The sequence below is a fragment of the Sphingomonas sp. genome, assembly GCF_004799495.1.
Classification (GTDB): Bacteria; Pseudomonadota; Alphaproteobacteria; order Sphingomonadales; family Sphingomonadaceae; genus Sphingomonas.
On sequence record NZ_SSMY01000001.1, the window covers coordinates 145,139 to 170,948 of the forward strand.

Genomic DNA, 25,810 nt, shown 5'->3' on the forward strand with positions numbered 1-25,810 from the left:
AAGGACCCCACCCCGGCAGCGCCACCGAACGGACTAAGCCACCGAACGCACCGCGCGCCGAAGCGGCGCCCTGTCAAAATCGCATCCGTAAGCGCGCCGAATGACGGCCCGCCCGGAGCGACACATGAAGATTTCCGCCTTACCCGCCGTCACCGAGCCCACGGGCAGCGAGCAGGCTGTCGTCGTCGATACCGACGGTAGTGCCAAGCGCGTCGACGTATCGTCGCTCGTCGCCGCAGGCGCTCGAGCGGCAGTCGCCGATCAGGTGACGGCGGCGGCCGCCAGCGCCGCCGATGCGGCGGATGCAAAAGTGGCCAGCGAGTCCGCCCGGGACGCAGCCGTTGCGGCAAAGAACACAGCCGCCGACGACGCCGCAGCCGCCCTGACAAGCGCGAACAACGCCGAAGCATCTAACACCAATGCCAACGCGCAACGGCTTCTAGCCGTGGGCGCGGCCGGCTCCGCGTCCAATTCGGCGGCGGCGGCGCTTGTCGCGCAGCAAAATGCCGAAGCGGCGGCGTCGGCGCCTGGTCTGACGATCGTCGGCGGCGTGGGTTATACGCAGCGGCCCGCGGTGATCGGCGTGCCGGTCGGTAGCACCATTTACGAAATGAGCTCCGGCGGGCAGTCAGCGCTCATTCCGCCCGTCCTGCAATTGACCAAGATCGGCGCGGGCACCACGGACAACATAGTCGAGGGCGTGCACTTCGAAGACAGTAGCAAGCCGATCGTCCTTCAATTCGGACGTAACCGGGGTAATGGGATCGTAGGGGATCCGGGCTTCGGCAAGCAATCCCAGGCCGGCGATCGCCTGTTTATCATGGGCGTTTATGGCGGCCTGAACAGCGACGGCACGGGCTCCGCATTCAGTCACGCGGGCTACCTCAAATGGACCGCCGAGGGCGCTGCGGTCAGCGGCGACATGGATTCGTTCTTCCACCTGCAGCCCGGCACAGCGAGCGCGGCCGATGCCGGCGCTGGTAACGGCGTCCAAGGCAACCACAAGTCGCAAATCGCGCTCTCCGGGCCGTACAAGGCCGCATATCTGCAGGGCGCGGACTATGGAGCGGTCGTGCGGGTCGGCCCCGGTGGGACCGCAATGCCATCGATGGTAATCGACGGGGCGGCTGCCTTATCGACCACGGTAATTGCCGGCAGCGTCGAGTACCTGGCTGCCGATGGCCGGTTTTATCTCGGCGTCGGAACGACGTTGGCCCGTGAGGTAGTCCTGACGCAAAAGCCGTTTTCGGTAGGCAGCGTCACACAGCCGGCGGGGACGACAGTTACCTATCGTTCCGGCGCGGACTGGGTCGAACTCACGATCGTCGTCGGAGGGGCCGACGTTACGACGTTCAATGCGCGCGTGAACTTCGCCTCGGCGCTTCCCGCGGCCCCGGTCGTTTTCGGTAGTTTCTACTCGAACGATACCGGGACCACCTCGCCGATCTTTCAATACAGCGGACTGACGACGCGCCTGCAAATCGCGCTATTTGCGAGCACCCTGAAGGCCGGGGTTACCTATACCGTCGCGTGCATGTTGCGGCAGCCTTAGACTGCGGACTAGGTCCGATGGCGCCCCCGTGGCACAAGGCGCCATGACGCCCTATTCGTCGCTGGCCGATCCCGATGGCTCAAGCGCCCTGGTGGCCGCGGTGACCTGGCTGCAGGGGACGTTGCTCGGGACGGTGGCGACGACGGTCGCCGTGGTTGCGGTCGCCGCGGTCGGGTTCCTGATGCTCGGCGGGCGGATGGACTGGCGGCGTGGGGCGACGGTGATCGTGGGGTGCTTCGTGCTGTTCGGCGCGACGAGCATTGTCGCGGGGTTGCAAGGTGGGGTGGGCGATGGGATCGAGGCGCCAACTATTCCAATCTCTGCCATCGCCCCCTCGACGGTGAGACCGTCCCCGACGCCGACTGCGGCGTATGATCCGTATGCGGGAGCGTCGGTTAGATAAATGAACTGAGATATTTGCAAATTTGCACTTCTCAACCTGACGGCTTATTTTAATTTTTGTTGCCCAGTAATTGGGTAAGATTACGACAACTACATCACTGATATAGTGGTGTCGACAAGCACAGGCTTATCCTTAGTTAGACGGACTTCGTAACAGTATGTAGCATATCCACCGCTGTAAGATATTTCAACACATATATTCGCGGAATGAGTAACAGAAATATTGCGATATTTAATATTTTGCGTATCGCCTAGCCTAAGCCTAGACTTCTCTCGATTTATAGCGTCTGAAATCATCAACTGATCTCGAGGAGATACATGAGAGCTATTCCTAAATAAAGCGAAGCACGCTAGGGAAATAGCGATAATGAAAAGTAAGGATAGAGACACTTTATACCATTTAGTTTTCATAGTGCGCCCTTCTAACAGCCCGGGACTTGCGGCCACCAATCACCGAAGAATGCACCAGGAACCGGTAGGCAACCCCCGCCGGCAAGTCCCCATTGCTTTAATCGACCCCTCGCCCACGCGTCGAGCTGCAAGTGAACGGGATCCCAATTACCAGTTATCATTCCAAATAGATCTCTGTGGTGCCCACGCTCATGTATTATCGTCCTAGCTATATTACTTGGACTGTTACGCATATTTCGCCACGCAAGGTCTATTGATGTCGAGTAAGTTTCCTGCCCCGTTGCCTCAACTTGCCGCCGCGTAGTCTTACCTGCGGTCTCCCCATACATGTCTTCTTTCGAAATCACGGTGTTGTCCCAATGCTGAGGACCCATCGCCGCCCCTACAAATTGGGTGGTAACCCGAAGCATCTCGGCATCTCGATCACTCCCGTAAATAGGTAGGCCACTTCTTGAAATGTCTTGGCCGGCGTGATTCTCGATGAACTCTGCGAAATCTCTCGCGAACAATGATTTGTCTCGCGCGCTCATGTCGTTATCGCGCCAAGTGCCATCGCCATTACCATCAACTTTTACGCACGGGCCAACTAAAGATCCCGTCGTCGCCACGCAGACTTCCGCGAGCCCCGTGCTGTCTGACATGTCGGTGGGATCATTCCCGGCATAGCTATATAGATTATTTTGATCGCCATACCCGATGGGATCAGTTTGCATGAATCGCCCCAGCACGGGCGAGTAGAACCGCGCCTTGTAATACCACAGCCCTAGCTGCTCGATCCAAACCTGGCCGGTATAACCATAGCGTCCGATATTGCCTGAGGCCGGGATGCCGTAATCGTCATAGCTGTTGATCGCGATCAACGCTCCGCTCGCGTCCGCTACCGATACGATCGAACCGCGCTCATCGCCCTGAAGAGCCCGGGGAGCGCTAATACTTGAGCCCACGTACCAGATCAGCGGATTATCGCTACCTGAACCTGCTACGTAGCGCGCCATCGTTGCGCCGGTACCATCATATTCGGCGATGCGCTGGTCACCGGCGTATGAATAGGATTCAGTCGAAGTGCCCTTGGTCACCGCGTATAGGCGCCCCAGCGTATCGTACGTCAGTGTAGTGGTCCCGCTCGGGTCGGTCATCGCGATCAGCCGGTTCTCGACATCGTAGGTGTAAGTGCCGGTGCCATCGCTCGCCAGGTTGCCATTGGCGTCGTAACCGTACGTGCTCGTCCCCACCGTCGTGTATTGGTTCAATCCGTTGACGGCGTAAGGCTGGCTCAACGTCGGATACCCGGTTCCCGCCATCCCAGCGAATGCGTAGCTGGTATTCGACCGAATGCGACTGGTCAGTTGATTGGCTGGCGAATAGCTGAACGTCGACGTGATATCGTTCGTCGTTCCTCCCGCCAGGTCGTCGAACAGCGACGACAGGCGCGATATCGGATCGTAGCCGAACGTCGTGACGACACCTCCGCGGGTCTCGCTGCCCTCCTGACCGCGTGCATCATAGATCATCGATGCGACGGTGCCAGCATTCACGGCCACGGCGGTCAGCCGGTCCAGCCCGTCTAGTGTGTAAACCGATGCTATACCGTCACTATACGTGACCTTGCGCCGCACACCGTCGGGATTGTAGGCGAACGAAACCGTCCGGCTCACTCCCCCCATCGCCACTGTCTCGGAGATAGACTCACCGAACCCGTCATAGCTGACGTTCACCCCGTCGCTGCCGCTGGCGGTGTCGAACCGCGCGTAGGTCTGCAAACCGCGGAGTTCATATCCATAATATACGTCGCGCACCGCCGACGTGGGCGGTGTCGTGCACGCAAATCCGCTGACACAATTGTCAGGCACTACCTTGACGGTAATGCGGTTCAGCGCGTCATAGCCATAAGTCAGCGCGCGCCCGTCCCGCTTGAGCAACTTCGTTCGATTGCCGTTGCGGTCGTAAGTATATTTTTCACAGTCGTCGCCGGTCGTCGGCCCGGCGCTGGGACCAGCCACGATCGCGCCGAAAGCATCGGTGGTCTCCGTGATCGAGCCGATCGTGCATGCCGCCATCGATCCGGCGACCGTTTTCGACGGGAACGCCCAGGCAACCATCCGGTCGAACCCGTCATAGGTGTAACCCGCGACGTTGCCGTTGGCGTCCTTGACGGTGAGCGGCTTGCCGTTGTCGCTATAGGTGTAGGTAACGTAATCTTGCTGCAGCGGGGTGCCGAATGCCTTAGTGACCTTGAGCACCTGCCCAGCAAGGTCGTAGGTCGTCTTCGTAATACGGTCAGGACCGAAACTTCCGCTCGTCACCGGCGTGCAGGCGGGGGTTCCAGCAGTTGGAAGCGAACTCCACGTTGCCGAGTTCAGCCGCTGCGTCGTGCATTCGAGGCGGCCCATGCTATCGTAGCCGTATTGCGTAAGGCTGGATTGGACCCAGGCTGACGCCGTCTCGTCCCAGCCCCAGTTGGCTTCGAACGTCTTGCGGTCCATGGCATCATAGGTCATCTCGACCTTGCTGAAGATGTGAAATCCCGCCGTGCCGTTCCACACGGGCCATGCCGCTGGTGCCACACTTTCGGATTGCCAATCCGACAACTCGCCCTTCTCGACCTTGATCAGGTTGCCGGCCGGGTCATAGGTATTGCGCACTGCGGCGTAGTGAAGTGAACCCGTCCCGTCGGGATCGGGCGCGATCGTCCCGACCACACGCCGCGCCAGATCGTAGCGCGATGCCGCCGTGTAATCCGATGGCAAGGTTTGGGCGTGTGCCGACGTTGCCGTGATCGCAGCGAGCGCCAAGGCGGCCAAGCGCCCAGCCAGACCCACCATGTTCGCGAGCCGGCTCACGAACACGCCGTCAAGCCAGCGCGGGGCGCAGTCGTGCTGATCCTATTGCCCATCCAGTCATAGCCGAAGCACGTTCGTCGTGTCGTACCGTCAGCGGTAATCGCAATGCCCAACAACAACAGATTATTGGGTCCGGATGCGGCACCGTATTCATAAGTCGTCACCACTTCGTCCGTGCTGCCACCAGCGCACGCGCCGCTGACGGTCGCCGTGGTTCGGCAGGTGCGATCCTCGGTCAGGACCCAAATCGGCGCAGCGGCCGAATATGTACCGCCGCTATTTTTGATGAAGGCGCTCTTTTGGGCGTACGCGTGTCGCACTACCGCGCTGACACCCGCCCCATCGGCCGGCCTGATTTCGGTCAGCACGCCGCCATGCGTTGAGTCGTAACTATAGGCGGTGACCGCTCCTTTGGCGTCCGTCACCGTGAGCGGGAGGTTACAGATTACGGGATTTGTGCATGAGGCCGGAAAGGTCTTCGCGCCTTCGTCGATATTCGTCAGTCCCGCGGATTTCGGGGCAAACGTCCTTTTGCTTTCCACATTGTTTGCGTTGTAGCTGAAGGTGACTGCGTTGCCTTCCGGCGAAGTCGTCGAAAGCAAGGTCCGACCGGCATAGGACGGCGTGTAAACTTTGCCGTTTTCATTCTTGAAATAGCTCGGTGAACCGCTCGTAAAAATTACGTCCACAGTTGCCGAGTTAGGCTCCGTCATTCTGGTCCCGTCCATCGGGTTAAGATCATCGGGGTCAGCTTGCTCTGCCAGCCCGCAATCACAGGCGTAGCTCCAAGTTGCGTTATCAGCCGTAACTTGGGACGTCACCGCTACGATTCCACTACGAGTCGCCCCATTGGTATTGGTGATTTTACACGTCGTCGTGCCCGGGTCTGTGAGGCAAGTGAGATATCCGCCAGATGTATAGGTGTAGTGCGAGACGTTCGTCATCACGTCGGTCACGGCAGTCAATTTGGACGACGTATAACCGTAGCCCACCTTGAGTACCGCGGCGCCACACGTCGTCGATGAGGTAACGTACGTCACCGCCAAGTTATAGCCGCAAGCAGCGCTCACTAGGGCCGATGAATAATCGAAGACTAGTGCATACCCTCGGTTGCTCACGATAGTTTTTAATGTATTGGACACGTAGCTGAAAGTTAGGCTCGAGCCGTCTGGATGAGTGATCGTCGAAATTTTCAAGCTGCCGGTAAGGAACTGATAGATTGTTCCATCCTTATCCGTGAACACGAGCGCGCCGCCAACTAGCGCCAAGGTGACGCCATCATTTACTTCTGGACTTGTAGAGGTCGGCCACCCCGGGAATTTATAAACAGTCCGGCCGATGGTAACAGAGCTTGAGTTCTGACCGTGGATAGTGTCTTCGCGGGCATAGATATCAAAATTGTGGGTCCAGCCATAACCGAAATATTCGCTGGACGACCAACTCCCGGGTCCATCCGCCGTCACATAAGAGCGCTCGAGCGATAGCGGGCCGATCGACAGATCAGTGACGGAGGTCGTGAAGCTAGATGTGGCCAAATCGACGCCCGTCGGGCTGAGCGTGTAGATCACCGGAGGTTTAAGCTGCGCTTGGGCGACACCGCCCGTAAGTCCGAGCGACAATATTGCCAGCGTCGATAGGCTTAAGGCTTTGGTTATCAGAGCCGACAGGCTGGATGCGATCTGCGAAAAAGTCATTGAACGCCCCCCCAAATTACCCTTTTGAACCGTGCTGTTCCCCCATCGCAGTCAAGGCGAGGGCGTCGGCGTCGGGGATGGACATGGAGTCGGCGTACTCGTTGCCACATCGTACCGCGTGCGATTTCCCGCCGCGTCGAAGCAAGTCCCCGTCACGCGGCTGGTGTTGGGCCCGCCGCTGATTGAGCTTCCCGTCAGGCGGCCAAGCGCGTCGTAAGTATACGTCGTGGTTTCCTGCGCGGCGGCCGCGCCACCGATGACCCATACGGTCGCGGCAGACGACAGAAACCAAACCTTTTTTCGGCTCATGTTGCATTCCCCCCCCTGCGTCGGAAGAATGCAGAGCAATTCCAACTTTACAACAGCACTTTAGGCGCCGAACAAATAAAGTGAATGATTTCTGGGGATAACTCGACCGCGAATGGTGCTATTCATTCGCCGCGCTTCGTTTGCCATCAATCGCTCAACAGCGCCGCGTTGCCCGCCGCAAGGCGCGCGAGCTCGGCCCGCACAATCCGCTGCGTGCTCGCGGGATCGTTCGCGCCATGAATATGGATATCGCGCACACTCACACCCCCATCGCGCACCGCGCGCCGGCGCTGCAACTCGCTGTGCGGAATAATCGTGCCAGACCGGCCGGGAGTGAACAACTCGGGCCCGTGCTCGCCGACGAGGAAGGTGCCGCCCGGCCACACAGGCCCGCCTGCGGCGCGCTTTCCTGCCAGCGGCTTGCCGCGGCCATCGATCGGGCCAATGTTCGTACCGCCCGCCCATTTCGGCAACATGTCCGTGATGGGCGTATTCATCCACCCGGGCGCGTTCTTCGAGAAAAAGTCCGCCAACGAATGACCGGCCTGCGTAATCTTGTCGATCAAGGTGACAAACGTGCCGGCCAGCCAAGCTATAACGCCACCGATAGAGCGGCCCGCGCTATTCCAATTCGCCACGTCGGCGGGGGCGAACAGTCGACCGAACCATTCGAAGACAGGCTTAATTCCGTGCTGCCATAGGTTCGTGAGCACGTTGAACAGGGGAGCAAGGGCTGACCGCAGCGTATCGATGATCCGACGCATTGCCGGGAGGTAGGGCTGGATGCCTTGCATGAAGCCTTGGCCGATGCCGACGAAGAAGGCCTTGATTCCGTCCCACTTGGCGACGATCCACGCGATCGCGACGCCGACGGCCGCCAGAACGGCGACCACCGGCGCGGCCGCGGCGAGCAGCGTGTCGAACCCGAGCTCCGCGAGCATCACTAGCGCGATGCGCATCGGGGCGAGCCAGCGCCACGCGATCGCGATCCATTTGCCGAAGTTGGCGAGCGGCGAAGTTAGCCAAGTGAGCGCAACGCCGAACACGCGCAGAACCGCGGCGACGGCCCCGAACCCGAGAAGGCCGGCAACGCCCTTGGCGAATGCGGGATGCGCATCGAACACGCCGGCTAGCATGTTGATGGCCTTGGCGACGCTCTGAATCGCGGCGATCGTGCTCGGCGTGAAGACGGACTTGCCGAGGGTAGTCTCGAGGTTCTTGAGCGAGCTCGCGGTTGCTGCCAGCGCCATGCGCGGATCCGTGCGCATGGCTTCGGCATAGGCTTTGTCCGGCCCCATGGCCTTGTCGTACAGCGACATATCCGCATGAATTCGCGCCAACTGCGCCGGGTCGAACAGGGTCGACGCCAGGCGCTTGCCGGTCTCGCGCCCGAACATCTTCTGTGCCTGGAGGAGCATCGCGTTCTTGTCGTTCGTGTCGATCCCGTGCACGCGGAGGGCGGGGAAAAGCGTGCCCTCCACCCACTCGAGGGGATTGGACATGGCGAGCGCGTTGTTCTTAAGCGTGCCGGGTGACCAGCCTGTTGCCGACAGGTTGCCGCCCGTGCCTTTCGGCGGCACGAGCCCCAGCCGCGTCCATTCGGCCGTCACGGACTTCCCGCCCACCGCGACGCGACCCATGAACTGATTAAACAGAGCAGTGGCCGCCGTACCGGCGCGCTCGCCACCCATCTCTTGAATTAGCGAAGGGACGACGCGGGTCAAAAATGACTCGCTGAACCCTCGGGCAGCCAATCCCGCTTGCTGCATGAAGCCGAGGAAATTCTCGGGGTTCACGGTTCCGCCCGACACTTCCATCGCGCGGAACAGGCCACCCGCCTGCCGCTGGTAGTCGGCGGGGGACATCTTGCCGGAGCGAAGCTCGAGCGCGCGAACCAACTGGTTGAAGCCCTCCCCCGTATTGTAGTCATCGCCGAGCAGATTCTTCATCAACGCGCCCATCCTGGCGTTGAAGGGAAGGTTCGCGATCGCGTGACCGAGCCCCCCGAAGGCAAGCGTCGTCTCATTCAGTATCTTCAGGCTGTCGTTGAGCGTGGCCGTGGGGACTTCCGCGATAGTACGGTTTGCCGCGGCGATCGCCGCGGACATCTCTTTCGAGGTTCGCCCGGCGAGCCGCATCATGGTCACCTGGTGCTGCCACTCCGCGCCCTCCCCGAGGATGCCCTTGAACGACGCCGAAAGTCCGCCCGCCGCAGCTAGACCGAGCAGGGGCTTCATGGCGGCGGCCATTTCGCGGGCGGCCACCTTGGATTCGGCGGTCGTAATCTTCATGCGGCGCGACATGCCGGCGAAAGCACGATCGACCTTCGAGACGGCGGCCGCCATGCTCGGCAAGATGTTGGCGCCGATGTTGATCGCAACGGAGAATTGGCCGGGCATGGCTAGGCTGCCAGAATGCGCGCGACGACGCCGTCGGCAGTATCGGGCTGGGCTGTGCGATCGGGGGGCAGGAAACCGCAGATGCGCGCGACTACGGCGTCGACCTCCTCATCGCAGGTGCGCGGCCGAGCGACTGCAACGCGCGGGAGATGCGCCTCGTGCCCGAGAATTTCGGCAGCGCGCGCTTCACTTGCGGGCTCGAGATCGGAAACCGCCGCTTCAATTTCGTCGGCTTCGACCTCGGCCGAAATCGGCGGCGCAATCGATTCGAGCTCCGACACACAACCTCCCGCCTCAAGCTGCTCGGCGTGACGGCGAAGTGCGGCGGCGCGCGACGCGATAGGAGCCGAGCCGGTAGCGTCAAAGACGCGGTCAAGGCGGTCAGCTTCGCGGCGGGCGGCGGCGGGGCTCATCGCGCCCCCTTCCAGACATGACGTCGCGCTTTTCGATTGCCGGTCAGCGCCATCACCGCGGCATTGTGCTGGTCGCGGGCCGCGACAAAAGCGGCGCCTATTGCATCGACGTCGACCGGATCGAGCGCTTCGACGAATTCGATGGGCAGGCCGATCGAGGCGGCCATGTTCGATTTAGCTTGTTCCAACGGGGGAAGGTCCGGATCTCGCAGGTATTCCGGCGGGATCGTGACGTTTACGACCGCCACCGTGCGGCTACCGATCGTGATCGGCTTATTCAGACGGACGTGCGTCATTCGACCGACTCCGTTTGGCGCTTCGGGGGCACGAGACGATCGGCTCGGTCGCGAGCCGCGCGAGCCGGGAAATCCGCGGCGGCTTGAATCGCGGACGCGAGAATTTCGCTTGGCCGCAGTCGGCCCGCAAGTTCTTCGACCGCAGCCCGATCTTCCGGAGCGAGCATGTTCAAGTTCGGCACCGGCACGAGCGCCCATCCGAGCGCGCCGAGCGCAGCCTCGATCGTCTCTAGGCCCGGCCGATTGTCAGAACGCCACGCTTTGAACGTCGTAATCTGGACGCCCGCACCCCATTCGAGGTCGGCGTAAGTCACGCCCTGCCGCTTCATCTCGGCGAATACGAGCTTGGCGAGCGGGCTGGCCCGCTCGGGCACGGTGATCTTCGACGGGCGCTTCATAATCGAAGGTGGGCGATGGGGATCGCCGACGGCACAGCGCTGCGCAATCATTCTGGCGGCGGGTGATTGGTCCGAAAGCAATTCCATCGGGCGATTTTGGCAGTGTTGCGCCAATCTGGCGGGCGGGTTCGGTGGCGTCGGCCTTCCTGGCGATGGGCGGGCTGGTGCAAAGCAGTCGCTACCTGACTGATCATTGTGATCACCGCTGGCCTGCCGCCGTGGAAACAAGTAACCTACGAAAAATATTATATATTTTTTCTGAGTCGGCCTCGATTAGTCCACGCCGGTGGAAACAACCTCTAAAACTTTACGGTATCTGGATACCCGACGCACTTTCGACCGAACCCGCCCCGTGGGTGGCCTTCCGAGGACCCGCCGCCTCGCGCCGGCGGCCCGGATGGTCCTCCCGCATCAACCCTGCACGCCTCGCGACCCTCCCGCGCCGCCCTCCCGCATGGGCGCACGGCCCCCTGCTACGCGCCCGATCGGCGGCCACGCCACGCCATCCCCACGCGCCGCCCCTCCCGCGCGCCGCGTGTCGTGCTGGCGCATGCTCGAGCCCATGCTAGCCGATAGGGCGCGTCGCGTCGTAGGGTGGCGCCAGGCCGCCCGCGTGGCGTCCGGTGGCATGTGAGGTGCAGCGGGATGGGGCGCGGCTCTAGCGAGGCGAGCGGGGCGCGTGGCAGGGGTGATGCTAGTGTGTGTGGGTGAAGCGCCGCCTGCTGGCCCGCTACGGTCCCGGCGGGTCTAACCTCAGCGAGGGCACGCAGATCCTTTCGATCGTGGCGACCGCCCCATTGACCGCTGTTGTGACCTCATTCTCCTCACCTTCTTGGGGGTCGATGTCGTACATGGCGCGGCGAATTTTCTGTGTGAAGTCTGCGTCGAGCCCTGGCTCATCATCTACAGATGCGTCGACGTAGGTGCGAATGATCCAAAACTGCCGGTTGAGAGTCTCGACTGCTTTTTCCAATTCCTCACTGAAAAGAGCGCGTGCCATGGGTAAACAATCCACGAGCGCGTCTTGATCCTTCCGGGTGTTATTGAGCCGCGTGTAATAGGCTTGCGCGGTGATCAGCCGTTTTTGACGCGCCTGCGTTTGGCTGGTCCAATGCGCATCCTCTTTGAGTTTTTCTTCGGCCGCGTTGAGTTCATGCGCCCACAGCATTACACCGCGGACGTACGCAATCGCACCCCGCACCCGGTGTGTTGCCGTGAGTATCTGTTCCGCCATTTGCAGCCGGCGCTCTGCGCGTTTTTGTTCCTTCCAGGCCGCCGTGCCCTTCGCCGCGCCCCACATGACGGCCCCGGCTCCTACGATAGTGCCGATGCCTTGGAGCATCGATCCAGTCGCCGCCCAGTCGACCCCGTTGGGATACGCCATCCACCGTCCTCCGGCGCGAATCATAGTCGACCAGCAGCGCTGCGCCAATCAGCACGCAATGGCACGGTCGGCTCGCGCCGGTTTAGAGGGTTAGCCAAGTTGTTAGTGGGGGGGGGTACGGGTCAGAACTAGTCCACCACCCCCCCCCCCCAAACAACCTCAACAACCCCTTTAACTATATGTCGACAGAGAGGGAATCGTCCCGAGGTTACGTTTTGGTTATCGACCGTACGGAGTAACCTCACGCAACTTCGGATATGTGTTGGGTCGCCGTGAAGCGAGTGCCAGGTCGGCCACCCTTCGGGCCGGTCCCAATCGCCTTCACGATCTCCCTCGCCGTGCCGAGTTGATCGATGATATCGTTCATGCGCCGCCTGTCGATCGATCCGCTTAGCATCCTGTTCAGTGCGAATTCCGCGATCCCGTGCGGCCCGCCTTCTTTTACCAATCGCAGAATCCGTTTGTAGTCGGCTTGGTACTCGCTGTCGGCAACGCGATCGGTGGCGCCATCGAGCAGCGTCCGCGTTGTGAATTCGACAACGTCGCGGCCCCACTGCAGGTCTGCCACCTCAATCACGGGACTCACCGGATGACGGCTGATGGCCAGCAACAGTCCGAGCTTTATCGCATGCTCCGCGAAGCGCGAATATGCCAACTCCTCGAGCCCACTTGCCCGGCGACACTTCGCCTTCATCTCCCGCTTGAGATCGAGGTGATAGGCGCCCGCTCCCTCGCCCCACGGTACACCCAATGGCGATTGCGACGAGCCCGGCAAGGCGGCGAGGTTTCCGCCAATGTCCAGCGATGCGTGCAGCCCCTCAATGATGCTAGCCGGGACCTCGCGACGAGACACCGCGGGCGTGACCTCGTCTGGTAGATCCTTGCCCGCGTCAAAGATCAAGATGCGTGGCAGCAGCCCATTTTCCGCATTGGCGGTGCTGAACGCCGACCACCATGCCGACGGTGTCGACATTCCGAGAATGCATAGGTGCGGGGCGACGATCGGCACGGCCTTTTCGCTCGCACCTTCGGACCCGCGGTAGACGTTGTCGGCTTCCGAAAACAGGTTGAGGAGCAACTCCCGGAGTCCGGCTTCATGGCTCGCTGCCTTTCGGTGCAGCACACGGCGGAACAGCTCGCCAACCTCATCGATCGGCAAGAACACGGGGTTTTTGACCTCGAGCAACTTGCGTAATGCGGAGTCCGATTTCAGGCCACTCGGCCCGAAGAAGCGGCCGAGGCCGGCATTCTGCTCAATCGAGCTGACGCATTTCAACGGGAAGGACTTGCCGAAGCCGGACGGCGCCACGCCAATCGCATAAAAGTTCGTCCGCGCGCCGGTGGGCGCCTCATAGCGCCGCCCATAGATCGCCCCGAGGAAGGCGATCGCGGTGGCAAGGTTGAGCTGCGGCGAGGGTACGGGACTGGCGGCGTTCATCCATTCGACCATGTCACCAATCAGCCCGGGAGGAGTGCAGAGCGCGGGGGGGATGATTGAAGCAAGGGGCGGCGCTGGCACAGCTACCCCCATCGGCTGCACCGCCACCCCGTCGCTGGCAGCCAGCCGCAACCCTGCCAGGTTGCCCGCCGGCGACGTCCGCACAAACGGCTCCTCGGCGGGCACGCGCGCGGAGAGGATGACAGCCGGCGCCGGTGCGACGCGCTCCTGCAACCACCTGAACGCGGTGTCGAGGTCGGCGTCGCATGCCGCCATGACCAGGTCGAGCGGCGTATAGCCCTTGCCCTCGCCGCAATCCTTGATCCCCTCCGCCGAAATGGCGAGGTTCGCCGCCCGCGCCGACAGTGGGCGGCCCGACGATGATGGGCGCCAGTGCGAGACCGCCTTATATTTGCCGCCGACCTGGCGGCACTTATAGAGATTGAGCGCCGGCACCCAGGCGCCGAGATTGGCGAGTGCAGTGTCGTTCAACTCGCGGTGTGTGGAGGCTTCCGCGTCGGGGTCGGCTGAATTGCCGCCGAGCTTCGGCGCGTCGACGTGCCCGAACGGCGCCAGTGCGCGCCCGAGAATGTCGGCGATGTCGGCGGGGAGCACGGGCAGGTCGGCCACGTCGAAATTGTCGAGCGTGTCGAGGGTCGTCCAGGCATAGGGATTGCCGATCGCGCCGCAGTCGTTGCACGCCATATCCGCGCCGGACACCGCCCCCTTGCTCCCGCAATGGGGGCAATCTGGATGGATGCTTGGCGGCAGGACGGTTTGCCGCCCGTGCCCGAGCAGGTCGAGCATTCGGCGCTTCGCCGCATCGTTATACGGGCGGTTCGGTACGCTGACGGGGGCGAGGTAAAATTCGGTCTCGCCCTTGGCGCCGCGCTTGCGCACGGGCGAGCCCGGCAATACCGCGCGGATCGCCGCTACCTCGGCGGGTTCCTCGGTGTCGATGTCGACCGCGACCAGTTGCAGGCCCGCGGGCGCCGATGAACGGCCGAGCGCAAGGCACACCCCGGCGTTGGGCCACTTCTCCCAAATGTCGAGCTCGAAGTCGGTGGGCAGGCGGTCGCAATACTTCTGCCAATCGTATTGCGTCGACCAGCCGTTCGCCGCGGCGTAGCGCCCGGGGAACTTGGTGCCGGGGCCGCACGGAAGAATCGCGAGGCCGCGCTCTCGATAATTGGCGGCGGTCGAGGCGAAGGGGGATGTCATGCTGCAGCCTTTCGAGAAGATCGGGCCCGGCGCCGACGAAGCGGCGCGAAGTCGATAATCGCCATCTCCGCTAGGCGTCGGGCGTTTCGCGGCGTGCTCACAAATTCGCCGGCAACTACCACTATGAGATCTGCAGGAAGTTCGGCGGCAGCCGCGATGCGTTCGAAGATCACGCGCGGATCGATTGCCGCATCTTCGATGTCCGCGACGAACCTGCGATCGGATGGGATCCCACTGACTAGAGACCTTGCCGCTCGTCGCGCGGCCTCGAATTCGGAGGGGCGCGGACTCTGATCAGCAGCGGCGGGGGCCGGATCGGCCAGTGTCGTGCCGTGTAGCGCCGCAAGATGAAGGCCACCGAACGCACCGCGCGTGGGTTGGGTAGCGGGGCTATTCTGCATTCGTCCGGTCCGTGGTCGCTCTCGGCATCGTGGCATCCTTGGTGAAGTCGGCGCTGGCACGCCGGTCAGTTATTTCGGCGGCGGCTTCGGCCGTCGCCTTTTTGTTAGGCGGCTCGATCGGGAACCCGACCGCCTCGAGCGATCGCCACACGACCGCGCAAAGGTTCTCATGCGCGCCCATTTCGAAACGCGCGGGCGTTGGCTCGCCGTCGAACACGATCCGCGCGCCGTCACGCCGGACGAGCACGGCGCCGCCGGGCTCGCCGGGGAATGGCGGGCGGAAGCGGAAGTGGCGGCGCCGATCGGCGAACCATGCGCGGTCGAGTTCGGGCGCGGTCGGGTGGGCGACGATGTCGAAGGTTCTCACAGCGCGTTCCCTGCAAGATCGACCAGTCTGAGCGCATCGGCGAACCGCTGCGGCATGCGCGGCGGCAATTGCATCGCCGGCCGAAGGACGTGCTTGCGCTTCTCGGTGCCGACGAGCGCCGGATTGGGGACGTGCTTCCCGACGGCCCCGTCCCAGATTGTCGCCGACACCGGATTGCCGTCCGCGTCGACGTTGACGTCATCGAACGTGGCAATTTCCTCGACAGTTTCGCCGGGACGGGACCGCACGCGGAACTCGGCGTCGGCAATATGCGGCAGGTCGCCGCGGACCTGGTTTGCCGCCTTGGTACGCGCGACGCTCGCTGCCAATTGATCGCGGGCATCGGCGAGTTTCCGCACGAGAGCGTCGACCTTATGGACGAGCCTCACGTCCGCTTCCGCAGTCTTATCTGCGGCGTCATGATCGATCTTGGCTTTTCGGGCCGCCGCTTCGGCGGTCGCGCGTTCGGCTGCGGCCGTGGCGAATGCCAGCGCCCCCTCCGATGCCGCGATGCGGTCTTCGAGGTCGCGGCGCTCACGGCGCCAGGCGAAAAGCGCGTCGGCGTCATCGCCGGCGGGCTTTTCGCGATTATGCGCCGTGAGCGCCTGTTTGGCGCGGGCGAGCGCCGACTGATTGCGGGCGACTGCGTCGATCACACGATCAGACAACCGGAAAGCGTTCATCGCGGCGCCCTCACCAGATTGCGGGCAACCGCGACAGCGGCGGGGTCATAACGAGCAGTGCGGCCTTCGCGATGTGGTGCGGGAAGCATTCCCGCGCGCTGCCAATTCCAAAGTGTTGCCCTCGTGACGCCGATCTCGGCGGCTAGAGCGTTGGTAGTGAGCGACATGTCAAAAACCTCGTGGAGGGTTGGCGATTGCACGATGATACGATTTTGACCGGTCAGTGGAGGGGCGTTTGGGTGGACCCAGTTGCGATTCGCAACTTACTTATCCAACTGTCACCGCGCCGAAATCAACGGATGCATCCGTTACAAGCTATTGATACGTCAGGATAATGGAGGCTCCCCGAGCAGGTGAGACGATGGATGGAGGCAAGGCATGACTGACGGTGGGCAAAGTTTCTTTTCCACGCGCGCTCGCGAGGAAATCGCATTGGCTATTGAGCGCGGTCTGCTGCGCGCCAAGGTCATCTCGCCGAAGCTCGCCTATTCGATCGAGGAGACTGTCGCATCCACGGGCATCGGGCGCTCGACCATCTTCGAGGAAATCAAGGCTGGCCGGCTCAAGGCGCGCAAGCGCGGCCGGTCGACGATCATCCTGGCCGGGGATCTGGCGGAATACCTCGAGGCGCTACCGGTGATGGCCTGACAGCCTGAACTATTCCGGGCGTGGCTGGATTTGCTGGAAAAAATTATGAAGCGCCCACCACGCAACAATTAGCCTAACGCTTTCAACAACTTACGAGTGGGACTGGCGCACCCGACAGGATTCGAACCTGTGGCCTCTGCCTTCGGAGGGCAGCGCTCTATCCAGCTGAGCTACGGGTGCCTGGAGGCGAGCGCCTAGCAAAGCGCGTGGCACCGCGCCAGCGTTTCTATTGCGCGACGCTCACCGGCTGGAACTTGCCGAGCCCGCACGTCGCGCCGCGGATGCCGGAGGACTGCAGCACCGTGATCGTGTCGGTCGAGCACAGCTCGCCGTTCGACACCGAATAGCTGAACCGCTCCTCGAACCCGAGGCTCGGGCACGCGGCGTCGAGCGTGTTGCGGTACATCCGCTTGCCCGACAGCTCGAAGTCGATCACCTGGTCGCTACGCACGTGCGTTTCGCGCACCTGGTTGAGCTGGACGCAATCGACCGGCGCGCCGGTCGGCGTCGCGGCGGGGACGCCCTTGTCGCTGGCGGCGGCGGGCGCCGCGAGGGCTGCGACGGCAAGGGCGAAAAGGGGGCGCATCGGTCTGTCTCCTGGTCAGCCGCCACGCTTCGTGGGCGGCGGCGTCTTGGGCTTGAACGCACAGAGGTCGGCAACGACGCAACGCCAGCATTCGGGCGTCCGCGCCTTGCAGACATAGCGGCCGTGCAGGATCAGCCAATGGTGCGCATGGAGGCGGAACGGCTGGGGCACGACCTTGTCGAGCTTGAGCTCGACCGCGAGCGGGTCTTTCCCGCGCGCAAGGCCGGTGCGGTTACAGACGCGGAAGATGTGCGTGTCGACCGCGAAGGTCTCGTGCCCGAACGCCGAGTTGAGCACGACGTTGGCGGTCTTGCGCCCGACCCCGGGCAGCGCCTCGAGCGCGGCGCGGTCGTCGGGCACCGTGCCGCCATGGTCGCGGATCAGCGCCTCCGACAGCGCGATCACGTTCTTCGCCTTGGTGTTGTTGAAGTTGATGCTCTGGATCGCGGCGCGCAAGGCGTCGTGCCCGTAGGCCACCATCTGCTGCGGCGTCTTCACCTCGGCGAACAGCGCGCGGGTCGCCTTGTTCACCCCGACATCGGTCATCTGCGCCGACAGCGCGACCGCGACAAGCAACTGGTATGGGTTGCCGTATTCGAGCTCGGTTTCGGGGTGCGGGTTGTCGGCGGCGAGACGGTGGAAGAACTCGACCACGTCGGCCGGTTTCATAGTCCCAGCACCTCGGCCATCGCGTAGCGCCCCGCTGGCTGCCCAGCGAGCCACAGCGCCGCGCGCACCGCGCCGCGCGCGAAAATCTCGCGGCTCTCGGCGCGGTGGGTGAGCTCGAGCCGCTCGCCGGGGCCGGCGAAGATCACCTGGTGATCGCCCGCGATCGACCCGCCGCGGATCGACGCGAAGCCGATCGTCCCTTCCGCACGCGCGCCGATCAGCCCGGCACGGTCGACCACCTTCAGATCGTTGAGCGGCGCGCCGCGCCCCTCCGCCGCCGCTTCGCCGAGCAGCAGCGCGGTGCCCGACGGCGCATCGACCTTGTGCCGGTGGTGCGCCTCGACGATTTCGATGTCCCAATCGGGACCGAGTTTCTCCGCGGCGTCGGCGACCAGCCGCGCGAGCAAGGTAATGCCCAGCGAGGTCGTGCTGGTCTGGAGCAAGGCGACGCGCGCGGCGGCATTGTCGATCAGCGCGTGGTGTTGCGCGGTGAGGCCGGTGGTGCCGACGACGATCGGGGTGCCGGCCTCGCACGCCGCCGCCAGATTCGCCTCGAGCGCCGAGGGCGCGGTGAAATCGACCAGCACGTCGCACATCCTGGCGAGCGCGAGCGCATCGCCCCCGGCGTCGATCCCGCCCGCGACGCTCGCGCCCAGATCGCTCGCGACCGCCGCGATCGCGCGACCCATCCGCCCGTCGCTGCCCAGGATGCCGATCGCCGTCATGGCGCGACCTTTGCACCAATAAGCGGCGGCGCAACAGATGGCACATCCCCGCGCACCAGGCTCCAGCCCTTGGGCAGGTAATCGACCGACATATAGAAATAGAAGACGCACTTGCCCGCGCGATAGGTCGCGCCCTTCAACACCCCCAGCGCGGTCGTGCCCGCGAACACCGGCGACCCGCTGTCGCCGCCCTTGCACGTCGGCCCCGCCACCGTCACCCAGGTCGGCAGGCACGCCCCGCCGCACAGATCCCCGGCGGGCGCGAAATCGGTCAGCTCGATCAGCGCGCAGCTATACCCCGTCGTCTCGCCGCGATGGCACACGAAGTCGCCCGCGCGAGTCTCGTCGCGGGTGCGCTGGCCGGTGACGGGGCGCTCGACCGTCTTGGCGGTGTCAGCGTAGAAGCGCCCCGCCAGCGGCACCGGCGACGCGTTGACCTGCACGTCCTGATACCCCCAGCCCCATTGCCCCACGTAGCGCAGCGGCGTGGCGACACGCTGTGGGTCGAGATAGCTGAGATCGTCGAGACAATGCGCCGCGGTGGTCACGCCGAAGCGCGTGCCGTCGGTCACCGTGAAGCCGGTGGTGCAGAGATAGCGCTTGCCGTCGGCCGGACTGGTCCCCTCGACCCGCGACCCGCCTTCGGGCGCCGACAGGTTGACGTCGACCTGGTCGAGCACGCGCAGCCGCACCGGCACCCCGGCGATGGCTTCGAGCTTCGCGCGAAGCGTCTCCTCGCCCTTCGCCGCGGCGGTTGCGGTCGGGACGACCACCACCAGCTCGCCGGTGCGCGGGTCGAGGCCCATCGCGGGCGGGTTGGGCAGCGCCGCGCGGATCGCGCCCTGGTGCCACGTCATCGCCCAGATCACGCGGTCGCGCGTCGCCTTCGCGCCGGTGCGGAAGACGATCGGCACGCGCATCCCGCCGACGACCAGATTCTTTTCGGGCACCGCCGCATCGCCGGTGAGGAAGACGAGGATGCGCAAGGCGGGCTTGTGCTCGATCGAAATCCCCGCGAGCCGGTCGCGATACTGGTCGCCGATCCGGTCGGTCGCCGCGACGCTGTCGGCCAGCGCGCGCAACCGGCGCTCGGCCTCGGCCTGAGGCACGCCGAACTGCCGCGCATATTCGACGGCATCCTGCGCGAGTGCTTCGGCGGCGGTTTGGAGATGAGCGGCGGACATGCTCTGCGCAACAGCGGGAGCAGTCGCGAGGCACCACAGCATCACCAGCCAGAAAGCGAACCGCCGCATCGCGTCAGGGCCGCAGGCGAAGGAAGATGTTGGTGGTCAGCCGCCCCGTGCGCGGATCATCGCTCAACACCGCATCAGGCGGGATGATGCCCGAATGCAGCATCGCGCCGCGATAGATGGCGAGGCGGTCGATGTGCCCCGCGACTGCGCCGATCTGCTCGTAATGCGCGTTCGACTCGTTGGTGTATCCCGCCATCGTGTCGGCGGCAGCGGTCGCGGCCGCGACGAAGCGTGCGACGTTGCCGGCATCGACCGTCTCGATCCCGGTCGCGCGCTGGCGGTAGAAGGCGGTGCCCGGCGTCTCGCTGAGATAGTGCATCACCGCGACCTGGTCCGGATCGATCGAATCGAAATGCGGCGCACGCTGCGCCGGGTCGAGCGCGTCGGGGGCGGCGGTGACCATCGAAAAGCTCGCTTCGATCAGCTCGAACCCGCCGACGTCGAAGCCGCCGCCGATGAACGGCGCCGCATCCTGCAACAGGCGTTCGATATAATCGAACGCGGCATCGCCCGCGACGATCGGCTGCCGCAGCCCGGGATAGTAATTGCCCGCCGCGCGCGGAAACGGCGCGGTCGCCGCCGCGAGCGAGACCGCGACCTGCGGCGCGCCGGTGAAGTCGTCGATGACGATCACGGGCTGTCGCGCAGCGCCGATATGGTGGAGCGCGGGAGTCACCCGGCGGGAATAGCGCAAATATGGATGCTGGGAAGGGCCGGTGCGCGACGGCGAAGCCGCGTCGTCGGACGCCGCGTAGCGGCGCCGGCCGCGCTGGCCAGTGGTCGATTTAGCTGCTCTAAATCGGCCCGCGCTGCGCGGTGGCGGAGACGGAGGGATTCGAACCCTCGGTACGGTTTCCCGTACGACGCTTTAGCAAAGCGTTGGTTTCAGCCACTCACCCACGTCTCCCACGCAGCGGCGAAGCGCGGGCTATAGCGAGGGGGCTAGAGGGGATCAACCGCGAGTCTTTGCGGGCGATCGGGCCTCCGCCCGACCGCTGCGCGCGATAGCGCGCCAAACGGACTCGGTTCGGCGTGGAATCGATTCGAGTCGTCGCTGCGAACGAACCCGTTCATTGCCGGGCAATCCGCCGCGCGCTTAGCCTTGGCGCGAGTATCGTATCGGGGGAGTAGGCCATGCGCCGGTTGATGACGACGATCGCGTTGGCGCTAGCGGCTTTGGCCGGGCCGGTGGCCGCGCAAGTGACGACGATCGACCCCAACCGGGCGATCGACGGCGACCTCAGGAACCCGCCCGCCCCGCGCCCGACGCCCGCGCCCACCCCCGCGCCGCTCGCCCCCGACGAGCGTCCCGTCCCGCAGGACCAGAGCGCGAACGTGCCGCCGCAGGACGTGCCCCCGCCCGACGTGCCGCCGACTACCGGCCCGACCTATGACAAGGGCGACGTGCTGGCCGCCGCCGAAGGCACGTTCGGCAAGGGCGCAAAGGGGCTCGCCGACATGATCGAAAAGATCCTGTCGAAACAGGGCCGGCCCAACGCCTATATCGCCGGCAAGGAAGCGTCGGGCGCGTTCGTCGTCGGCGCGCGCTACGGCTCGGGCGTGCTCAGCCACAAGGTCGCGGGCGACCAGAAAATCTACTGGCGCGGGCCGTCCGTGGGGTTCGACGTCGGCGGCGACGCGACCAAGGTCTTCATGCTGGTCTACAACCTCTATGACACCGAGGATGCGTACAAGCGCTTCGTCGGCGCCGAAGGGCGGCTGTATTTCGTCGGCGGATTTTCGGCGACGTATCTCCGCCGCGGCGACGTGGTGATCATCCCGGTGCGGCTCGGCGTCGGCTGGCGCGCGGGGGTCAACGCGGGATATGTGAAGTTCCGGCACAAGGGCACGTGGGTACCGTTTTAGCCCGAATGCGGCCTGCCGCATGCTGCGGCAGGACTCGCATCGGGCCAGCCGGCGGAGCGTAGCTCCGGCCGACGACGCGGCTTTGCCTCGTCGGGCCTAGTCCGCGACGCGCCACCCCAACACTTCCCCCGCCTGAAACGGCACCAGTCCCGCCACCCGCTCGGGCACGCGCGTCTCCACCCGCTCGAGCGTCACCGTCCCCTCATTGAGCGGCAGCCCATAGAAGCGCGCCCCATGCTCGCTCGCGAACCCCTCGAACTTGTCGAGCGCTCCCTCTTCCTCGAACACGCCGAGATAGCTTTCCAGTGCGAACGGCGCATTGAATATTCCCGCGCAGCCGCAATCGGCCTCTTTCGCGGCGAGGTGGTGCGGCGCGCTGTCGGTGCCGAGAAAGAACTTCGCCGACCCCGACACCGCCGCCGCGCGCACCGCCAGCCGGTGCGCCTCGCGCTTGACCACCGGCAGGCAGTAGGCATGCGGGCGCAGGCCGCCGTCGAACAAGGCGTTGCGGTTGAGGATGATGTGCTGCGGGGTGATCGTCGCGGCGACGTTGGGCCCGGCGTCGCGGACGAAATCGACCGCGTCCGCCGTCGTGATATGTTCGAGCACGACCTTGAGCGCGGGGAAGTCGCGCACCAGCCGTGTCAGGACGCGGTCGATGAACACGGCCTCGCGGTCGAAGATATCGACGTCGCGGTCGGTCACCTCGCCGTGGATGAGGAGCGGCATCCCCGCGGCCTGCATCGCCTCGAGCACGGGGGCGAGCGCGAAAATGTCGGTGACGCCGTGCGCCGAATTGGTCGTGGCGCGCGCGGGGTAGAGTTTGCACGCAGTGAACACCCCCGCCGCGTGGCCGCGCGCGATCTCTTCGGCGTCGGCGGTGTCGGTGAGGTAGCAGGTCATCAGCGGGGTGAAATCGCTGCCGGCGGGGAGCGCGGCGAGGATGCGGCCGCGATACGCGTCGGCCGCCGCGACGCTCGTCACGGGCGGGGTGAGGTTGGGCATGACGATCGCGCGCGCGAATTGCCGCGCGGTGTAAGGCGCCACCGCCGCGAGCATCTCCCCGTCGCGCAAATGGACGTGCCAGTCGTCGGGGCGGCGGATCGTCAGGCGGTCGGTCATGCGAGTGCGATAAAGCCCGTTACGCCAAATCACCACATCTCCGTCACCCCGGACTTGATCCGGGGCCCATCCATCCATCGGCGCTCCGCCCGCGGCTCGATGGATGCCGGATCAAGTCCGGCATGACGGCTTGGTGGAAGGCGCCCATTGCGGCCCCCCATACGCGCCCCTAGCTTGACCGCATGACCACCGGCACCACCCTCACCGACCGCGCGCTGATCCGGGTCGCGGGGGACGATGTGCGCGGGTTCCTGCAGGGGCTGGTGACGCAGGACGTGGCCGCGCTCGATGCCTCCGCGCCTGCGTGGGCCGGCCTCCTCACCCCGCAGGGCAAGGCGCTGTTCGATTTCCTGCTCTGGGCCGATGGTGACGCGGTGCTGATCGATTGCGAAGCGGCCGAGGCGGGGGCGCTCGCGCGGCGGCTGACGATGTACCGTCTGCGCCGTCCGATCACGATCGAGCGCGTCGCGGGCGCGGTGCATTGGGCGAAGGATAGCGACCTGGGCATGCCCGATCCGCGTTTGCCCGCGCTCGGCAAGCGCTGGCTGGGGATGCCGGGCGAGCCCGCGACCGGCTGGCTGGCGCATCGCCTGTCGCTCGGCGTGGCCGAGGGCATCGCCGAGCTGGGGCAGGACAAGACCTTGTGGCTCGAGGCCAATGCCGCCGAACTGAACGGCGTGAGCTTTTCCAAGGGCTGTTACGTCGGACAGGAGAATACCGCGCGGATGCATTATCGCGCCAAGGTCAATCGACGGCTGGTCGTCGCGCCGATTACGCCCGCCGGCGACCGCACGCGCGCGGTGTATCCGGAGCTCGGCGTGATGGTCGAGCTTCGCCGCGTCGAGGCACTGGGCGACGCGCTGGTGCCGGAATGGCTGGCCGCCGCGCTGTGAGCGGCGACCGCTTCGTGATGATTTCGGGATGTTCCGGCGGCGGCAAGTCGACGCTGATCGAGGAGCTGGCGCGGCGCGGCCACGCGGTGGTGCGCGAGCCCGGGCGGCGGATCATCGCCGATGTTCGCGCTGGCAAGAGCGGCGCGCTGCCGTGGGACGACCCCGCGGGCTTTGCGGTGTGCGCGGTCGCGATGGCGGTCGCGGACTATGAGAAGGCGCGCGGGCTGACCTTCTTCGACCGCGGCGTGGTCGACGCCGTGGTCGCGCTCGAAGCGACGACCGACGAATCGGGCGCGGCGCTCGTCGCGCGCTACCGCTACGACAAACTGTTCCTCGCGCCGCCCTGGCCCGACATCTACGAGACCGACCACGACCGCCGGCACAGCCTGGAAAAGGCGCTGTCGGACTATGGCCGCGTCGAGGCCGCGTATCGCGCGGCCAGCTACGACGCGGTCATGCTCCCGCGCGACTCGGTCGCCGCGCGCGCCGACTTCACGCTGGCGAACCTCACCTAGCGCCCCACGCTGGAATAGGCGAACCCGGCCTTTTCGACATCGCCCGGGCGGTACACGTTGCGCAAATCGATCATTACCGGCGCCACCATCACCCCGGCCAATCGCTTGAGGTCGAGCGCGCGGAAGATGTCCCATTCGGTCACGATCGCGACCGCGTCGGCGCCGGTCGCCGCTTCGTAGGGGCTGCTGCAATAGGTGATGTCGGGCATCATCGCCTTGGCCGCGTCCATCCCTTCCGGATCGTACCCGCGCACGCTCGCGCCGCCGTCGAGCAGGCTTTGAACGATCGCGAGGCTCGGGGCATCGCGCATGTCGTCGGTATTGGGCTTGAAGGTCAGGCCCAGGATCGCGACGGTCTTGCCCTTCACGTCCTCGTTGAGCGCCTTGATGATCTTGCGGCCCATCGCGCGCTTGCGGGTGTCGTTGACCGACACCACCGCCTCGACGATCCGCACCGGGCTTTCGAAATCCTCCGCGGTCTTGAGCAGCGCGAGCGTGTCCTTGGGAAAGCACGATCCGCCATAGCCCGGCCCGGCGTGGAGGAACTTGGCTCCGATGCGGTTGTCGAGCCCGATCCCGCGCGACACGTCCTGGACGTTCGCGCCGACCGCTTCGCACAGGTCCGCAATCTCGTTGATGAAGGTGATCTTGGTCGCGAGGAAGGCGTTGGCGGCGTATTTGATCAGCTCCGACGTGCGCCGCCCGACGAACAGGATCGGCGATTCGTTGAGGTAGAGCGGGCGATAGACGTCGCGCATGACCTGCTGCGCCCGCGCGCCGTCATTGGCATCTTCCGTCCCGATGACGATCCGGTCGGGGCGCTTGAAATCACCGATCGCCGCGCCTTCGCGCAGGAATTCGGGGTTGGAAACCACAGCGATCTCCACGTCGGGGCGTTCCTCGCGCAGGATTTCCTCGACGCGGTCGCCGGTTCCGACGGGGACGGTCGACTTGGTGACGACCACGGTCGGGCCGGTCACCGCTGCGGCGATCTCCCTGGTCGCCTCGAATACATAGGTCAGGTCGGCATGCCCGTCGCCGCGCCGCGACGGCGTGCCCACGGCGATGAAGATCGCGTCCGCCCCCGCGACCGCGCCGGCGAGATCGGTGGTGAAGGTCAGCCGCCCGGCGGCGACGTTCGACGCCACGAGTTGCTCGAGTCCCGGCTCGTAGATCGGCATGCGCCCGGCGTGGAGCGCGGCGATCTTGCTCTCGTCCTTGTCGACGCACACCACGTCGTGCCCGAAATCGGAAAAGCAGGCGCCCGACACCAGGCCGACATAGCCCGATCCGATCATCGTGATTTTCATGTGTGTCCTCGAAAG

Annotated in this window: 24 protein-coding genes, 2 tRNA genes and 1 pseudogene; 6 read left to right on the forward strand and 21 right to left on the reverse strand. The window is 64.6% G+C overall.

The window, feature by feature from the left end:
• The first annotated feature begins 124 nt into the window (after positions 1 to 124).
• Complete coding sequence (locus E7773_RS00725) at positions 125 to 1,552, forward strand: hypothetical protein (protein WP_293986948.1); 1,428 nt, start codon at positions 125 to 127, stop codon at positions 1,550 to 1,552.
• A gap of 43 nt (positions 1,553 to 1,595) precedes the next feature.
• Positions 1,596 to 1,841: pseudogene (locus tag E7773_RS00730) on the forward strand (TrbC/VirB2 family protein); the annotation flags it as partial.
• Positions 1,842 to 2,376: 535 nt separating this feature from the next.
• Here E7773_RS00730 and E7773_RS00735 read toward each other — a convergent pair.
• From E7773_RS00735 to E7773_RS15530, 12 genes are all read right to left on the reverse strand, one after another.
• Positions 2,377 to 5,205, reverse strand: a complete 2,829-nt coding sequence (locus E7773_RS00735) for an RHS repeat-associated core domain-containing protein (protein ID WP_293986950.1) — start codon at positions 5,203 to 5,205, stop codon at positions 2,377 to 2,379.
• A complete protein-coding gene (locus E7773_RS00740; protein ID WP_293986952.1) occupies positions 5,202 to 6,899 on the reverse strand; it encodes a hypothetical protein in 1,698 nt (565 codons plus the stop codon). Before E7773_RS00740 ends, E7773_RS00735 begins: the two co-directional genes overlap by 4 nt.
• 51 nt (positions 6,900 to 6,950) lie before the next feature.
• Complete coding sequence (locus tag E7773_RS15525) at positions 6,951 to 7,208, reverse strand: hypothetical protein (RefSeq protein ID WP_363129645.1); 258 nt, start codon at positions 7,206 to 7,208, stop codon at positions 6,951 to 6,953.
• Between the two features lie 146 nt (positions 7,209 to 7,354).
• On the reverse strand, positions 7,355 to 9,607 hold the full coding sequence (locus tag E7773_RS00745; RefSeq protein WP_293986954.1) for a hypothetical protein: 2,253 nt from the start codon (positions 9,605 to 9,607) through the stop codon (positions 7,355 to 7,357).
• 2 nt (positions 9,608 to 9,609) lie between these two features.
• The gene (locus E7773_RS00750; RefSeq protein WP_293986956.1) at positions 9,610 to 10,020 is read right to left on the reverse strand and encodes a hypothetical protein; all 411 of its coding nucleotides are present in this window, start codon (positions 10,018 to 10,020) and stop codon (positions 9,610 to 9,612) included.
• The gene (locus E7773_RS00755; protein WP_293986958.1) at positions 10,017 to 10,316 is read right to left on the reverse strand and encodes a hypothetical protein; all 300 of its coding nucleotides are present in this window, start codon (positions 10,314 to 10,316) and stop codon (positions 10,017 to 10,019) included. Before E7773_RS00755 ends, E7773_RS00750 begins: the two co-directional genes overlap by 4 nt.
• On the reverse strand, positions 10,313 to 10,801 hold the full coding sequence (locus E7773_RS00760) for a hypothetical protein (protein WP_293986960.1): 489 nt from the start codon (positions 10,799 to 10,801) through the stop codon (positions 10,313 to 10,315). Before E7773_RS00760 ends, E7773_RS00755 begins: the two co-directional genes overlap by 4 nt.
• A 643-nt stretch (positions 10,802 to 11,444) precedes the next feature.
• A complete protein-coding gene (locus E7773_RS00765; protein ID WP_293986962.1) occupies positions 11,445 to 12,098 on the reverse strand; it encodes a hypothetical protein in 654 nt (217 codons plus the stop codon).
• Positions 12,099 to 12,339: 241 nt separating this feature from the next.
• Positions 12,340 to 14,757: a bifunctional DNA primase/polymerase gene (locus E7773_RS00770; protein ID WP_293986964.1), complete on the reverse strand. Its 2,418-nt coding sequence runs from the start codon at positions 14,755 to 14,757 to the stop codon at positions 12,340 to 12,342.
• A gap of 390 nt (positions 14,758 to 15,147) precedes the next feature.
• Positions 15,148 to 15,525 (reverse strand): hypothetical protein, encoded by a 378-nt coding sequence (locus E7773_RS00775; protein WP_293986966.1) that lies wholly within the window; start codon positions 15,523 to 15,525, stop codon positions 15,148 to 15,150.
• Positions 15,522 to 16,208: a hypothetical protein gene (locus tag E7773_RS00780; protein ID WP_293986968.1), complete on the reverse strand. Its 687-nt coding sequence runs from the start codon at positions 16,206 to 16,208 to the stop codon at positions 15,522 to 15,524. Before E7773_RS00780 ends, E7773_RS00775 begins: the two co-directional genes overlap by 4 nt.
• Positions 16,205 to 16,375 carry a MerR family transcriptional regulator gene (locus tag E7773_RS15530; protein ID WP_363129649.1) on the reverse strand — a complete coding sequence of 57 codons (171 nt, stop codon included), beginning with the start codon at positions 16,373 to 16,375 and terminating at the stop codon, positions 16,205 to 16,207. The genes E7773_RS00780 and E7773_RS15530 overlap by 4 nt, the downstream gene beginning before the upstream one ends.
• A 211-nt stretch (positions 16,376 to 16,586) precedes the next feature.
• Here E7773_RS15530 and E7773_RS00785 point away from each other — a divergent pair, with 211 nt between their 5' ends.
• Positions 16,587 to 16,856: a helix-turn-helix domain-containing protein gene (locus E7773_RS00785; RefSeq protein WP_293986970.1), complete on the forward strand. Its 270-nt coding sequence runs from the start codon at positions 16,587 to 16,589 to the stop codon at positions 16,854 to 16,856.
• 103 nt (positions 16,857 to 16,959) lie between these two features.
• On the opposite strand, the gene E7773_RS00790 is transcribed toward E7773_RS00785, so the two are convergent.
• The 7 genes from E7773_RS00790 to E7773_RS00820 form a co-directional block, all read right to left on the reverse strand.
• Positions 16,960 to 17,036 (reverse strand) — tRNA-Arg (locus E7773_RS00790).
• A 46-nt stretch (positions 17,037 to 17,082) separates the two neighbouring features.
• Entirely contained in the window at positions 17,083 to 17,442 is a 360-nt protein-coding gene (locus E7773_RS00795) for a hypothetical protein (RefSeq protein WP_293986972.1), read from the reverse strand.
• Positions 17,443 to 17,457: 15 nt separating this feature from the next.
• Complete coding sequence (gene nth, locus E7773_RS00800) at positions 17,458 to 18,111, reverse strand: endonuclease III (protein ID WP_293986974.1); 654 nt, start codon at positions 18,109 to 18,111, stop codon at positions 17,458 to 17,460.
• The gene (dapB, locus tag E7773_RS00805) at positions 18,108 to 18,836 is read right to left on the reverse strand and encodes a 4-hydroxy-tetrahydrodipicolinate reductase (protein ID WP_293986976.1); all 729 of its coding nucleotides are present in this window, start codon (positions 18,834 to 18,836) and stop codon (positions 18,108 to 18,110) included. Before dapB ends, nth begins: the two co-directional genes overlap by 4 nt.
• A complete protein-coding gene (locus E7773_RS00810) occupies positions 18,833 to 20,089 on the reverse strand; it encodes a hypothetical protein (RefSeq protein ID WP_293986978.1) in 1,257 nt (418 codons plus the stop codon). Before E7773_RS00810 ends, dapB begins: the two co-directional genes overlap by 4 nt.
• Before the next feature lie 4 nt (positions 20,090 to 20,093).
• Complete coding sequence (locus tag E7773_RS00815; protein WP_293986980.1) at positions 20,094 to 20,765, reverse strand: DUF6445 family protein; 672 nt, start codon at positions 20,763 to 20,765, stop codon at positions 20,094 to 20,096.
• A 141-nt stretch (positions 20,766 to 20,906) separates the two neighbouring features.
• Positions 20,907 to 20,996: transfer RNA gene (locus E7773_RS00820), tRNA-Ser, on the reverse strand.
• A gap of 227 nt (positions 20,997 to 21,223) precedes the next feature.
• Here E7773_RS00820 and E7773_RS00825 point away from each other — a divergent pair.
• A complete protein-coding gene (locus E7773_RS00825; RefSeq protein WP_293986982.1) occupies positions 21,224 to 21,955 on the forward strand; it encodes a DUF1134 domain-containing protein in 732 nt (243 codons plus the stop codon).
• A 96-nt stretch (positions 21,956 to 22,051) separates the two neighbouring features.
• Here the strand turns inward: E7773_RS00825 and pyrC are convergent, their stop codons facing one another.
• Entirely contained in the window at positions 22,052 to 23,077 is a 1,026-nt protein-coding gene (pyrC, locus tag E7773_RS00830) for a dihydroorotase (RefSeq protein ID WP_293986984.1), read from the reverse strand.
• A gap of 182 nt (positions 23,078 to 23,259) precedes the next feature.
• Here pyrC and E7773_RS00835 point away from each other — a divergent pair, with 182 nt between their 5' ends.
• Positions 23,260 to 23,970 carry a folate-binding protein gene (locus E7773_RS00835; RefSeq protein ID WP_293986986.1) on the forward strand — a complete coding sequence of 237 codons (711 nt, stop codon included), beginning with the start codon at positions 23,260 to 23,262 and terminating at the stop codon, positions 23,968 to 23,970.
• Positions 23,949 to 24,485, forward strand: a complete 537-nt coding sequence (locus E7773_RS00840) for an AAA family ATPase (protein ID WP_293986988.1) — start codon at positions 23,949 to 23,951, stop codon at positions 24,483 to 24,485. The genes E7773_RS00835 and E7773_RS00840 overlap by 22 nt, the downstream gene beginning before the upstream one ends.
• On the opposite strand, the gene E7773_RS00845 is transcribed toward E7773_RS00840, so the two are convergent.
• Positions 24,482 to 25,795 carry a UDP-glucose/GDP-mannose dehydrogenase family protein gene (locus E7773_RS00845; protein WP_293986990.1) on the reverse strand — a complete coding sequence of 438 codons (1,314 nt, stop codon included), beginning with the start codon at positions 25,793 to 25,795 and terminating at the stop codon, positions 24,482 to 24,484. The genes E7773_RS00840 and E7773_RS00845 overlap by 4 nt on opposite strands.
• Positions 25,796 to 25,810: the final 15 nt, after the last annotated feature.